This is a genomic window from Enterococcus sp. AMC1623 (assembly GCF_058216495.1).
In genome coordinates this window covers 3,346,986-3,358,663 of the sequence record NZ_CM177096.1, presented here as the reverse complement: position 1 = coordinate 3,358,663, position 11,678 = coordinate 3,346,986, and the positions used below count along the sequence as shown (strand labels likewise).

The window sequence follows — 11,678 nt, the reverse complement described above, 5'->3', positions numbered from 1 at the left end:
ACCATTGACAAAAATCATTTTTGCCCCAAACGTTATTATTTCATGCCTAAACGTCGTAAATATAAAAAACGGTAGCGATTGTAATAAACAATCGCTACCGTTTTAAATTGATTTCATTTTTATTTTTTATCTTTTTTATCGAATAAATCGTTCACTTTACTAGCGACGTCATCCACTAATTCTTCGGCTTTTTCTTTGGCTTCACCGTATTTTTCTTTGATTTTGCCTTTTAATTCTTCGGAGTCGTCACCAGTTACTTTCCCTTTAGCTTCGGTTACTTTACCTTCAACTTGTTCTTTGTTTACCATAGTGTATCTCTCCTTTTCATGAATGTATCTTTATAATAACATCCTTTTTTAGAAAGAACCAATAATATGATATTTACGCATGTAATTGAATAACTTTTCCTAAAGAAAGTGCACGTGAATTTTTTGCGTGTCCAATTTGTGTTGTTTTGGCAATCGGAACATCAAATGGGAGTACGTCTTTTACTAGCTGTTCAATTGGGTAACTTTCGGCTTTTTGATAACTAGTAAAGGTTCCTAATAAAATTCCCTTAATTTGTTCGATATTGGGCAGTTGAAATACATGATGCAACATAGAAAAAAGCGCATGTTTATCTCCACCAAAGCTTTCAAGAAACAACACTTTATTGCTTACATCTGGTAAATAATTTGTGCCTGCTAACTTGAGAAAACAACGAATGTTCCCGCCAATAACTATCCCGCTGATTGCTTTTCCTTGGACGAATTCCCATTCTACATCATACAAGGTTTTCTTGCCTTCAAAAAACGTTTCATAAAATTTTTGACGTTGTTGTCCCGTTTCCTCCCAAAGTAATGTTTTCAACTGAAATAATTCGGTTGATTGACTGCCTAATAAACTATTTAACACAGCAGTCAAATCACTGTAACCAAAGAACGGGGTTGGATGTTTTGCCAGTTGTTCGTAATCTAAATAAGGCAACACGCTATTGGCACAATCGCCACCGGAAATATCAAAAATAGCTTTGATGGTCGGATTTTCAAAATAACTTTGGAGTACAGTAGCTTTTTTAGAGGCGTTGGTTGTAGCCTCATCAAATAATAAGGGACTTTTGACAATTATCACGCCCATGCTTTGCAATAATCGACATAACTGTTCGATTTCTTGCGGATTAGTTTGGGGATTGGAATTTCCAACCAGCGCAATGGTATCACCTGTTTTTAACTGCATCGTATGCCTCCTTCTACAAAAAGAGAGTCAACATCGCTGTTGACTCGGCTATTTTTATTTACGTTTTTTCTTTTTCTTCTTGTTTTTCTTCACCATACGGTTCATTGCCATTTTACCAAGTTTCCCTTTAACACCACCACCAAACATTTGATCCATGCCTGGAATGTTGTTGATGTTTCCTTTTGAAACTTGTTGCATCATTTTACGTGATTCTTTGAATTGTTTAATCATACGATTGACTTCAACGACACTATTTCCAGAACCAGCCGCGATTCGACGACGACGACTTGGATTTAATAAATCGGGGTCTTCACGTTCAGCAGGGGTCATTGAATAAATCATCGCTTTTTTACGCGCAACGTCTTTTGGATCTAATTTGAAGTTTTCTAATCCTGGCATTTGACTCATTCCCGGAATCATCTTCATCAAATCTTCTAAAGGCCCCATGTTTTCTAATTGTTCAAATTGCTCAATAAAATCATTAAAGTCAAAGTTATTTTCACGCATTTTTTGCGCTAATTCTTCGGCTTTTTTCTCATCGTAATCTTGTTGGGCTTTTTCGATTAAGGTCAGCATGTCACCCATACCTAAAATACGGCTAGACATACGATCTGGGTGGAAAACTTCTAAATCAGTTAATTTTTCACCTGTACCTGTAAATTTAATTGGTGCACCTGTGACCGAACGAATCGATAGTGCCGCACCACCACGAGTATCACCATCTAATTTGGTGATAACAACCCCCGTAATGCCTAATTGTTGGTTGAAACTATCGGCAACATTTACCGCGTCTTGACCGGTCATGGCATCAACAACTAATAGAATTTCATTGGGCTCAGCGATTGCTTTGATTTGTTTTAACTCATCCATCAATGCTTCATCGATATGCAAACGACCGGCTGTATCGATTAATACATAGTCATTTTTCTTTTCACGAGCTACTTCCATCCCTTGACGGACAATTTCCACTGGACTAACATCGGTTCCCATATCAAACACAGGCACGTCTAATTGTTGGCCTAATACTTTCAACTGATCAATCGCTGCTGGACGGTAAACGTCACCTGCAATCATTAAAGGACGTGCTTTTTCTGTTTTAATTAAATGATTGGCTAATTTACCAGCAAAGGTTGTTTTACCTGCACCTTGCAAACCAACCATCATAATCACCGTTGGAATCTTAGGACTTTTCTCAATACCAACTGCTTCAGAACCTAATGTTTTGGTTAATTCTTCATCAACGATTTTTACAATTTGTTGTGCAGGAGATAAGCTTTCTAATACTTCTACACCAATCGCGCGTTCACGCACATTTTTTGTAAATTCTTTTACCACTTGCAAGTTAACGTCGGCTTCTAACAATGCCAAACGAATCTCGCGCATCATTTCTTTTACATCTGCTTCAGAGACTTTGCCTTTTTTACGAAGCTTGCTCATCGCCTGTTGCAGACGTTCTGTTAAACTTTCAAATGCCATCTTTTATTCATTCCTTTATTCTTCGATTTCTTGTATATCCCGCACAAAATTAGCCAGCTTCTCATCTTGCGGGTATTGCTTGGCTAAGTAATCATTTAATTGATCCAATAATTCACTACGAACGATATAATCAGAAAACATATGTAGTTTCCGTTCATAGTCTTCTAGAATTTTTTCGGTCCTCTTTATATTATCATAAACTGCTTGACGACTGACATTAAATTCTTCTGCAATTTCTCCTAAAGAAAAATCATTCGCATAATACAATTCCATATAATTCATTTGTTTTTCTGTCAGCAACGTTGAATAAAATTCAAAGAGAGCATTCATCCGATTTGTTTTTTCGATTTCCATCTATTCCCCTCCTTGCTGTGCTAACCATTGAACTTCCGATTGAACTGTCATTCCTTGTAAGATAAAATACGCTGTAGCAACGCCCACGCCTTGAACTTTAGTTCCCGAAAATGTTCCGTCGTAGATGATTTGGCTGCCACAAGAGGGACTTTTATCTTTTAAGACGAGCTGTGTGATGCCTTGCGCTTGTAATTTCTCATAAGCACGTTTGGCGCCATCTTTAAACATGTTCGTCACGTCTTCCCCTTGATTCGTTTCTACATGTGCCGTGCCTTCCCAGACATCAAAACCATTACCACCAACAATTTCAGCAGGATCACGCGGAATGGGTAGGCCCCCTAGGACTTCTGGGCAAACACGAATGGCTTGATTTTGTTCAATTAGTTTAGTTAAACCGACAACTTCTTGATGATTCCCATCATAACGGCAACAAATACCACCTAGACACGCACTAATCCCAATCATTTTATCACGCCTCGTTTCTACTAAAGTCGTTTTATATTATAACATTTATTTAGAGCTGACAATAGTCCCTAGCGTGCATTCATGGTAAAATAAACCTAGTTTCAAAAATATGTTTTGCAAGGAGTTTCCTCATGAAAAAAGTTTTAATCGTTGATGATGAACCATCAATCGTCACTTTATTAACATTTAATCTAGAAAAAGAAGGTTATCAAGTGACCAGTGCCAGTGATGGATTAGAAGGCTATGAACTTGCCTTAACACACTCATTTGACTTTTTAATCTTAGATGTGATGTTACCAAATTTGGATGGTATTGAAATCACGCGAAAATTACGTCAAGAAAAAATCGAAACCCCCATTTTAGTTTTAACAGCTAAAGATGATCCAATCGATCGTATTTTAGGTTTGGAAATTGGGGCAGATGATTATTTAACGAAACCGTTTAGCCCACGAGAAGTGTTAGCTCGAATGAAAGCTATTTTCCGCCGAATGGAACCTCGTAAACAAGCCAATCAAGAAGAAAGCGAAGAAGAATTAATCGTCGGTGAAATCGTCGCAGACGTGACCAATTATCACGTGACAGTCAGCGGAAAACCTATCGTTTTAACGCCGAAAGAGTTTGAATTGCTTGTCTACTTTATGAAACGTAAAGGACGCGTCATTGACCGCGATACCTTATTAGAACGAATTTGGCATTTTGATTTTGACGGTCAAAGTCGCATTGTTGATGTCCATGTGAGTCATTTACGTGAAAAAATTGAGCAAGATCCAAAACATCCCCAATACTTACAAACTGTTCGTGGCTTTGGCTATAAATTTTTGGAGCCAAATGAAGGATGAAAAAACAAAACTACCTCGGATGGTTACTCTTACTTTTCACTATTTTCATCGGTAGTTGGCAATTCATCCGTAATTTTTATGACCAGCAAGTACTCATGCAACATGAAACGTATTTACAACAAAAAGCTGATTTATTTATCCGTCTCTCTGCCAGTGACCAATCTTTAGAAACCATTGCGAAACAATATGTCATCGATTCTGAAGAACGGATTACTTCGTTGGATGAAAAGGGAAATATTTTATTTGATACGTATGATTCTACACTTTCTGGTACACGATCCAAACGCCCTGAAGTAAATGCTGTATTAAAAGGAAGTTCATTAGGGCGAGCCGTTCGAATGAGTCCAACATTACATAAAGAATTGCTCTACGTAGCAATTCCAATTAAAGAAGATGGACAATTAAAAGCGATTATTCGCATCGCCGAACCGACAGCAAACTTCTTGCCCAGTGCTCAAAGAATGAAACAAGCTATTTTTCTTGTTTATAGTTTGTTTTGGTTGATATTAAGCGGCATTATTTTACAAATCTTACGCCGTCGTAATCGCCCAGTTGAAACAATTTTACCAGTAATCAAAAAAATGATTGAATATCCCGATAATCCAGAAATTATTATGCAGTCTTCACCACAATGGAAAGAATTGTATCAAAGCGTGAACCTGTTAAGTGAGCAAATGAGCCATACGTATCAAGCCTATAGCGCCAGTGAAAAAAGACTGTATACTCTTTTAAATGAATTAATGATTGGTGTCTTTATTATTGATGAAGACGGCAAGTTATTGCTCATGAATGCTACCATGCAAGAACAACTTGGCAATTTTGCTGCTCCTTTACAGCGATCATTCACTGAAACAATTACAGATACACAGTTAATTCAAATGATTTATCAAATTAATGACAAACATCCCTTTACCCATGAAGAAATTCAAACAACTAATGAGCGGGTCCTAGATGTCACCTTGCGTTATTTTGAAGAAGCCAAACAAATTTTGGGTGTTTCATATGATTTAACGCGTATCCGTCAATTAGAAAAATTGCAAAAAGATTTTGTTGGAAATGTTTCTCATGAATTGAAAACACCTGTCACTTCATTGATTGGGTTTACAGAAACTTTGCTAGATGGCGCAAAGGATGATCCAGAAACGTTAACTGCCTTTTTAAAAATCATGCAAAAAGACGCTTATCGTTTGGAGAATTTAATTCAAGAAATCATTCAGCTTTCAAAAAGCGCAGATATTGATTACCACATTCAAACAATTAATGTGGACCAAGTTTTTCAACAAATTTTAACGGATTATACACCTGTAATTGAAGAAAAACAACTTACTATAACCCTTGAAGGAGATACGAATCTATTCTTTACAACAAAAATGGAATTGTTTACTCCTATCTGCAAAAACTTAATTGAAAATGCCATCAATTATTCGTTACCTCAAGGAGAAATCAAAATTCATTTTGCAGAAAAAAGTGGACTAGTCTTTTATGTTCAAGATTTTGGTATTGGCATTGAAAAGGAAGAACAAGTAAGGATTTTTGAGCGTTTTTATCGTGTCGACAAAGCGCGGGCTCGCAATTCTGGTGGGACAGGATTAGGGTTAGCAATCGTCAAGGATTATGTGGAAATTTTAGGAGGAAGCATTCATGTGGATAGTCACTTAGGTGTTGGCTCAACATTCCATGTCTTCTTACCGATGAACTAGGAGGAGAAATGAAGAAAGTATTTTATCTGACATTAGGTTGCGCAAGTCTTGGTTTAGGAGCAGCTGGAACAGTCCTTCCCGTTTTACCTACTGTTCCTTTTTTATTATTAGCAACTTATTCATTCGCCAAGGGTTCTGAACGGATGCATCAATGGTTCATTCAGACCTCCCTTTATGAAAAGCATCTTGCTACTTTTGTGAATGGTCAAGGAATGAGTAGACAAACAAAACGGCGTGCGATGATTACCGTCACCCTAACAATGGGTTTTAGTTTTTTGATGGTTCAGCAACGTCCCTTATTACAATTGATGCTAGCTGGTATTTGGTGCTGTTTAATGTTGTATTTTATTTTTAAAATTAAAACAATCGCATAAAAAAAAAATAAGTGACTATCGCATAGGGGGAAAGATAGTCACTTATTTTTATTTTTTTATAAATCTTTTACTTCACCATCAACTGTACGTTCAACTTTCATGTCTGTAATTGGTAAGTAACCTAATTCTTTTACGACACCGTTTTGGATTTCATCTGTTAACATATAATCTAAGAAACTTTTGACGTTTGCATCAGGTTCGCCTTTTGTATACATATGCTCGTAAGACCAGATTTTCCATTCATTTGTTTGAATTGTTTCAGGTGTTGGTTTCACACCATCAATTGATAATTCTTGCATGGAATCGTCAATATAAGACAAGGCCAAGTAGCTGATTGTTCCTGGTGTTTCTGCAACAATTTTACGAACAGTTCCTGAAGAATCTTGTTCTTGTGACTGAATCGTTTCAGCTCCATCTAAGCCCCATTTTTCAAAAGTTGCTCGTGTACCACTTCCTGATGCGCGGTTGACAACAGCAATCTCTTGATCTTTGCCGCCAACTTCTTTCCAGTTTGTGATTTTACCTGTGAAAATATCAATTAATTGTTGTTTAGTAATATCAGTAACGCCAACTTCTTTATTCACGACTGGCGCCATCCCTACTACAGCAACTTTATGGTCAACTAATTCATCGGCTGGAACACCGTCTTTTTCTTCAGCAAATACATCTGAATTTCCAATTGTTACTGCACCTGCTGCTACTTGACTTAGCCCTGTTCCACTACCGCCACCTTGAACTGAAATGGTGTAATTTGGATTTTCAGCACTAAAACTATCTTTGGCTGCATCTACTAAAGGTTGTAACGCCGTTGAACCAACAGCTACGATTTCTACTTTTTCATTTGAGCCACTTGCTGATGAAGAAGATTCGTTAGTAGAACCATTCCCTCCGCCGCAGCCTGCTAATAATACTCCTGCTAATACTAGTAATCCTGTGATTTTTTTCATTGATGAAATTCTCCTCTCTCTTTCTCACACCCATAGTCTAACAAGCGAATGTAAATCCCTGATGGACTTTATGTAAAGAATTCATCAACATATGTAAAAATTGTGTAAACATGTTATGCTCTTGTTAAAAAGGCTGTAGGAGGAGAAATCATGCAACTTATTCCCGTGAAAGAAAATGAGTTATCCGAAGTATTACACATTCAGAAAATGGCGTTTAAAAAACTGTATGAGACTTATCACGACCATCAAACATCGCCTTATACTCAAACCTTCAAACGATTAGCCGAAAAGTATCATCAATCAAACAATTATTTTTTCTTTATTGTAACTTCTGAAAAAATCGGCTTTATTCGGATTGTCCTAAATGATATGCAAACACATGCTAGAATTTCTCCCCTTGCTGTTTTACCAGAACAAGAAAACCACGGATTTGGACAACAAGCTTTAGCATTAGCCGAAAAACACTTTTCAGAAATTAATCGCTGGCAACTAAGTACCATTTTACAAGAAGAAAAACTGGTTCACTTTTACCAAAAAGCAGGATATATTCAATAAAAAGAAGTTCATCCTATACAAGAAAACATGACGATAACATTCTTTAATAAAGAAATTTTGTTAGAAAATAAGTTATGCTAGTTATCTTTTTCTATTTGCTTACCTCGATAATCGCAGTAAATCCTCTAATTTTTACAGTAACTATCCTCACGCTCCTAGCCTATTAAATGTATTCTTTCCATAAATTCTGACTTACTATTTCTTTACAAAAAAACAGTCGCAAGGAATTCCTTGCGACTGCCTTTTAATTACCTTTGACGTAACGCTCCATGCGTGCCATAGCTTCTTGTAAGTTTTCTAAACTTGCAGCATAGCTGATACGGATATACCCTTCACCGGCATCACCAAATGCAATTCCTGGGATGACTGCTAACGCTTCTTTTTGCGCTAATTCTACACAAAATTCCATTGAGTCTTGAAGACAATTTGCTGGAATTTTAGCAAAAATATAAAAGGCTCCTGATGGTTTCGCAACGTCAAAACCAAAGCTTGTCATCTTATCGTAAACGAAATCACGACGCGCTTGATATTCTTTTTTCATCACCTGTGCATCATTGATTCCTTCAATTAACGCACGTACGGCTGCTTTTTGTGAAACAGTCGCTGCTGCTGTTACTAAATATTGATGTACTTTGATGATTTCTTTCGTTAACTCTTTCGGTGCATAAATAAAACCAATTCGCCACCCTGTCATTGCATGTGATTTTGATAATCCATTGATTAAAATCGTTTGTTCACGCAAATATTCGGCAATTGACACATGCGCTTCGTCATACGTTAACTCGCTGTAAATCTCATCACTAATAACAAAAACTGGATATTTTTTCAACACTTCTGCTAAAGATTTCACTTCTTCACGAGAGTAAGTTACTCCAGTCGGATTACTTGGATAATTTAAGATCACTGCTTTTATCGCTTCTCCATGTTCCTCTAATGCCGCTTCTAACGCTTCCGGAGACAATACAAAGCCATTGTCACTTGTATCAATGTAGACAGGCTCGGCACCTGCTAAAGTGATGATAGGCTCATATCCAGGATAAATTGGTGATGGTAGTAAAACTTTATCGCCAGCTTCTAAAATTCCTAATAAACTAGCAGAAATAGCTTCAGTTGCTCCAACAGTAACCAAAACTTCTGATTGCCAGTCGTAACTAACTTGGTATTTTTCTTCTAAAAATTTACTCGCTGCTTGACGAATATCTGGTAAACCTGACATCCCAGTATAATGGCTAAAATTATCCTCAATCGCTTGTGATCCAGCTTGTTTTACGTGTTCTGGTGTATTAAAATCTGGCTCACCTAGCGTTAATTTTAAAATGTTTGGAATATCTGAAACACGCTCATCAAATTGGCGAATTAAAGATACTGCAATTTTATCCACTTGTTTATTGAATCGTTTTGTTAAATCCGTCATTATTCCTCACTCCTCATTGTTGATATCCTACCATAAATTCACAGATTTTTGTCATTTTTTTATTATTTTTATCGAAATTTTCTAACAATTTAGAAGTGAAAATTCGTCCACGATTTCTAAGAAACGTGAACGAATTATTTTAACTAAACAATTTTAGTCCGATAATCCCAACAACAATGAAAGACACAAAAAATAACTTCGATTTATTACGACTTTCACCTAAAAATAAAATACCATACCCTACAGTTAATACAGATCCAATGCCCGTCCATACTGCATAGGCCACACCTAATGACACATAGGTTGTCGCTTGACCTAATAAATAAATCGAAATTAAAATAGCCACTATGGAAAATAACAGCCAACCTTTGTTGCCGTGATTCGCTTTTTCCAAACAGATAACAAAAACGAGCTCCATTAAGCCAGCAATTCCTAATAATAACCAACTCATTTGCTTGCCTCCTTATCCGTTAATTTCAAGCCAACAATCCCGATTAACAAGACAATCAAACTAATGAACTTAAATATATTGGTTGGTTCATGAAAAACGACTAAATCTAAGATAGCCGTACCCGCTGTCCCAATTCCTGTGAAAACAGCATAGGTAATCCCCACACCAAAACGATGCACGACAGACTCTAAGAAATATAAACTAATAAGCAATACGATGATTGTCACGATTCCCCAACCTGGATGGGTAAAACCATTACTCTTTCCTAGGGTAAATGCCCAAAATATTTCTAGCAATCCTGCGATTAATAACTTTGTAAATGCCATATTTTCCTCCTTAAACGCAAAAAAGGCAACAAACTAACTTACGAGGCCTAAAAGTTAGTTTCTTGCGTTCATCCGGCGATGTGTATTTCATATTTCACTGAATTATACTCATTCTGTTTCTTAAAGTCAACTAGCAAAAAAACCGAAGCAATGTTCACTTCGGTAGCTATGCTATATTGTTTTTAAGTAGATTTTTCTAATAATTAATTTATCGAATAAATGCGAATTATTGTCATGTTCAGCAATAATTTCCGCCGTAATCGTTTTATTTTCTGATTTTTTTCTTAATTGATAGACAAGTTTACCCGTCTCATTTAGTTCATGAATCATATCTATCACGCCACCAAAACCCGTCTTTTTCGTAATAAAACCTAAAGCAACCATTCGTTCATCCACATTTTTAGCAGACATTGTTGATCCAGTAATCAATGCCTTGCGTAACGTATTAGAAAAATCTTCCATGCCCTTCACCGAGACTTGTTCTGATTCTACTTCCTGTATCGGTTGCTGATTTGGACGTGCTCTTAATTCATGTAGTTCTTGCAGTAATGTTTCGTACTGTTCTTGCGTAAGCATCACACCTGCGATTTTTTCACGATTAAATACATACACAGCGGTACCTGCTTCGCGCGCTTGGCTAAATACGTCCATGGGAGACTTCTTCACTTCGGTTATTGAAGTTGTGGGAACTTCGAGCTTTTTCAGTTCCATTTTTTCCCCTCCTTGTCTTAACTTTCACATTATATCATAACTTTTCCTGTAGATTTCATCCGAATCGAAAAAACATGGTGAAAACCACAAACTATTTCTTACTTATATTAACAAACATACGTTCGCCTGTCTAGTTAAAAAAAGGCAGAGACGTAAAATCTCTGCCTTTTTTCCTTAATCTATCGTCGTTTCATAACCAATTGCACTAACTTTTTCGGCAATCTCATTCGCACTAACTTGCGCTTCGTCAAATTTAACCACACCTTGGCCTTTTTTCAAATGAATTTTTGTTTTTTGAATACCCGGTAATTCATTGATTGCTGTTTCAACACGATTTGCACAATGGTCACAACTCATGCCTTTAATCGCAAATTTTTGTTTCATTACGCTTCCTCCTTTTGGCACTCACACTGTCCTGGAATACAATTACAAGCAATCTCTTTTACAGGTTGTTTGATTGTTAGTACCTCTTGAATTGCTTGGATGTCTGCTGAAGTTAATTCGACTTCAGTAATTAAATCGGCAATGGTTTGACCAACTTTACGTGCACAAATATGTGAAAATAGATTTTCCGTTGCACTACGAACAGTCTCTGATTCACTCACTTTTGCCGAATAAAGAAACTTTTTGCCTTCTCGTTCAGTATGTAAAACATCTTTTTTTACTAATCGTCCTAATAAAGTTTTAATTGTGGCAATTTTCCACCCTTTTGATTCACTGAGAAGTTCGTTAATGGTCGTTGCATCGATTTGCTCATTATTCCAAATGACACGCATCACTTCCCATTCAGAATCACTAATTTTTACTGGTTCATTGATTATGGTCATCAACATCCCTCCTTCTTATATAAT

General features: G+C 36.7%; 16 protein-coding genes. 4 read left to right on the top strand and 12 right to left on the bottom strand.

The features are described 5' to 3' along the window. Positions 1-119: 119 nt before the first annotated feature. The 5 genes from AC4BC7_RS16535 to AC4BC7_RS16515 all read right to left on the bottom strand — a co-directional run bounded on the left by AC4BC7_RS16535 (position 120) and on the right by AC4BC7_RS16515 (position 3,510). Complete coding sequence (locus AC4BC7_RS16535) at positions 120-308, bottom strand: CsbD family protein (RefSeq protein WP_207941754.1); 189 nt, start codon at positions 306-308, stop codon at positions 120-122. Between the two features lie 73 nt (positions 309-381). After that, positions 382-1,215 carry a S66 peptidase family protein gene (locus AC4BC7_RS16530; RefSeq protein ID WP_490503417.1) on the bottom strand — a complete coding sequence of 278 codons (834 nt, stop codon included), beginning with the start codon at positions 1,213-1,215 and terminating at the stop codon, positions 382-384. 54 nt (positions 1,216-1,269) lie between these two features. Then, a complete protein-coding gene (gene ffh, locus AC4BC7_RS16525) occupies positions 1,270-2,691 on the bottom strand; it encodes a signal recognition particle protein (protein WP_490503416.1) in 1,422 nt (473 codons plus the stop codon). Positions 2,692-2,706: 15 nt separating this feature from the next. Beyond that, complete coding sequence (locus tag AC4BC7_RS16520) at positions 2,707-3,045, bottom strand: putative DNA-binding protein (protein ID WP_207941751.1); 339 nt, start codon at positions 3,043-3,045, stop codon at positions 2,707-2,709. After that, the gene (locus tag AC4BC7_RS16515) at positions 3,046-3,510 is read right to left on the bottom strand and encodes a 2-thiouracil desulfurase family protein (RefSeq protein ID WP_207941750.1); all 465 of its coding nucleotides are present in this window, start codon (positions 3,508-3,510) and stop codon (positions 3,046-3,048) included. It lies immediately after the preceding gene. A gap of 131 nt (positions 3,511-3,641) precedes the next feature. On the opposite strand from AC4BC7_RS16515, the gene AC4BC7_RS16510 reads away from it, so the two are divergent. Genes AC4BC7_RS16510 through AC4BC7_RS16500 form a run of 3 tightly spaced genes read left to right on the top strand, consistent with a single transcriptional unit; the run spans position 3,642 to position 6,423 of the window. Further along, on the top strand, positions 3,642-4,349 hold the full coding sequence (locus tag AC4BC7_RS16510; RefSeq protein ID WP_207941749.1) for a response regulator transcription factor: 708 nt from the start codon (positions 3,642-3,644) through the stop codon (positions 4,347-4,349). Then, complete coding sequence (locus AC4BC7_RS16505) at positions 4,346-6,049, top strand: sensor histidine kinase (protein WP_490503415.1); 1,704 nt, start codon at positions 4,346-4,348, stop codon at positions 6,047-6,049. Before AC4BC7_RS16510 ends, AC4BC7_RS16505 begins: the two co-directional genes overlap by 4 nt. Positions 6,050-6,057: 8 nt before the next feature. After that, the gene (locus tag AC4BC7_RS16500) at positions 6,058-6,423 is read left to right on the top strand and encodes a YbaN family protein (protein ID WP_207941747.1); all 366 of its coding nucleotides are present in this window, start codon (positions 6,058-6,060) and stop codon (positions 6,421-6,423) included. Positions 6,424-6,479: 56 nt separating this feature from the next. Here AC4BC7_RS16500 and AC4BC7_RS16495 read toward each other — a convergent pair whose 3' ends face one another. Next, positions 6,480-7,370: a phosphate ABC transporter substrate-binding protein PstS family protein gene (locus AC4BC7_RS16495; protein ID WP_490503414.1), complete on the bottom strand. Its 891-nt coding sequence runs from the start codon at positions 7,368-7,370 to the stop codon at positions 6,480-6,482. A 150-nt stretch (positions 7,371-7,520) separates the two neighbouring features. Between AC4BC7_RS16495 and AC4BC7_RS16490 the strand changes: the two genes are divergently transcribed. After that, positions 7,521-7,925 (top strand): GNAT family N-acetyltransferase, encoded by a 405-nt coding sequence (locus AC4BC7_RS16490; RefSeq protein WP_490503413.1) that lies wholly within the window; start codon positions 7,521-7,523, stop codon positions 7,923-7,925. 244 nt (positions 7,926-8,169) lie between these two features. On the opposite strand, the gene AC4BC7_RS16485 is transcribed toward AC4BC7_RS16490, so the two are convergent. From AC4BC7_RS16485 to AC4BC7_RS16460, 6 genes are all read right to left on the bottom strand, one after another. After that, the gene (locus AC4BC7_RS16485) at positions 8,170-9,339 is read right to left on the bottom strand and encodes a pyridoxal phosphate-dependent aminotransferase (RefSeq protein ID WP_490503412.1); all 1,170 of its coding nucleotides are present in this window, start codon (positions 9,337-9,339) and stop codon (positions 8,170-8,172) included. A gap of 139 nt (positions 9,340-9,478) precedes the next feature. Continuing rightward, complete coding sequence (locus AC4BC7_RS16480; RefSeq protein ID WP_207941743.1) at positions 9,479-9,790, bottom strand: DMT family transporter; 312 nt, start codon at positions 9,788-9,790, stop codon at positions 9,479-9,481. Next, a complete protein-coding gene (locus AC4BC7_RS16475) occupies positions 9,787-10,116 on the bottom strand; it encodes a DMT family transporter (RefSeq protein WP_207941742.1) in 330 nt (109 codons plus the stop codon). Before AC4BC7_RS16475 ends, AC4BC7_RS16480 begins: the two co-directional genes overlap by 4 nt. 171 nt (positions 10,117-10,287) lie before the next feature. Next, entirely contained in the window at positions 10,288-10,827 is a 540-nt protein-coding gene (locus AC4BC7_RS16470; RefSeq protein WP_207941741.1) for a type II toxin-antitoxin system Phd/YefM family antitoxin, read from the bottom strand. Positions 10,828-11,001: 174 nt separating this feature from the next. After that, positions 11,002-11,211 carry a copper chaperone CopZ gene (copZ, locus tag AC4BC7_RS16465; protein WP_207941740.1) on the bottom strand — a complete coding sequence of 70 codons (210 nt, stop codon included), beginning with the start codon at positions 11,209-11,211 and terminating at the stop codon, positions 11,002-11,004. Beyond that, positions 11,211-11,654, bottom strand: coding sequence for a CopY/TcrY family copper transport repressor (locus AC4BC7_RS16460; protein ID WP_490503411.1), 444 nt, complete (start codon positions 11,652-11,654; stop codon positions 11,211-11,213). Before AC4BC7_RS16460 ends, copZ begins: the two co-directional genes overlap by 1 nt. Positions 11,655-11,678: the final 24 nt, after the last annotated feature.

Bases quoted from the DNA above. Each gene is read 5' to 3' on its own strand.
- AC4BC7_RS16535 (WP_207941754.1), bottom strand. From the start codon at position 308: ATGGTAAACAAAGAACAAGTTGAAGGTAAAGTAACCGAAGCTAAAGGG.
- AC4BC7_RS16530 (WP_490503417.1), bottom strand. From the start codon at position 1,215: ATGCAGTTAAAAACAGGTGATACCATTGCGCTGGTTGGAAATTCCAAT.
- ffh (WP_490503416.1), bottom strand. From the start codon at position 2,691: ATGGCATTTGAAAGTTTAACAGAACGTCTGCAACAGGCGATGAGCAAG.
- AC4BC7_RS16520 (WP_207941751.1), bottom strand. From the start codon at position 3,045: ATGGAAATCGAAAAAACAAATCGGATGAATGCTCTCTTTGAATTTTAT.
- AC4BC7_RS16515 (WP_207941750.1), bottom strand. From the start codon at position 3,510: ATGATTGGGATTAGTGCGTGTCTAGGTGGTATTTGTTGCCGTTATGAT.
- AC4BC7_RS16510 (WP_207941749.1), top strand. From the start codon at position 3,642: ATGAAAAAAGTTTTAATCGTTGATGATGAACCATCAATCGTCACTTTA.
- AC4BC7_RS16505 (WP_490503415.1), top strand. From the start codon at position 4,346: ATGAAAAAACAAAACTACCTCGGATGGTTACTCTTACTTTTCACTATT.
- AC4BC7_RS16500 (WP_207941747.1), top strand. From the start codon at position 6,058: ATGAAGAAAGTATTTTATCTGACATTAGGTTGCGCAAGTCTTGGTTTA.
- AC4BC7_RS16495 (WP_490503414.1), bottom strand. From the start codon at position 7,370: ATGAAAAAAATCACAGGATTACTAGTATTAGCAGGAGTATTATTAGCA.
- AC4BC7_RS16490 (WP_490503413.1), top strand. From the start codon at position 7,521: ATGCAACTTATTCCCGTGAAAGAAAATGAGTTATCCGAAGTATTACAC.
- AC4BC7_RS16485 (WP_490503412.1), bottom strand. From the start codon at position 9,339: ATGACGGATTTAACAAAACGATTCAATAAACAAGTGGATAAAATTGCA.
- AC4BC7_RS16480 (WP_207941743.1), bottom strand. From the start codon at position 9,790: ATGAGTTGGTTATTATTAGGAATTGCTGGCTTAATGGAGCTCGTTTTT.
- AC4BC7_RS16475 (WP_207941742.1), bottom strand. From the start codon at position 10,116: ATGGCATTTACAAAGTTATTAATCGCAGGATTGCTAGAAATATTTTGG.
- AC4BC7_RS16470 (WP_207941741.1), bottom strand. From the start codon at position 10,827: ATGGAACTGAAAAAGCTCGAAGTTCCCACAACTTCAATAACCGAAGTG.
- copZ (WP_207941740.1), bottom strand. From the start codon at position 11,211: ATGAAACAAAAATTTGCGATTAAAGGCATGAGTTGTGACCATTGTGCA.
- AC4BC7_RS16460 (WP_490503411.1), bottom strand. From the start codon at position 11,654: ATGACCATAATCAATGAACCAGTAAAAATTAGTGATTCTGAATGGGAA.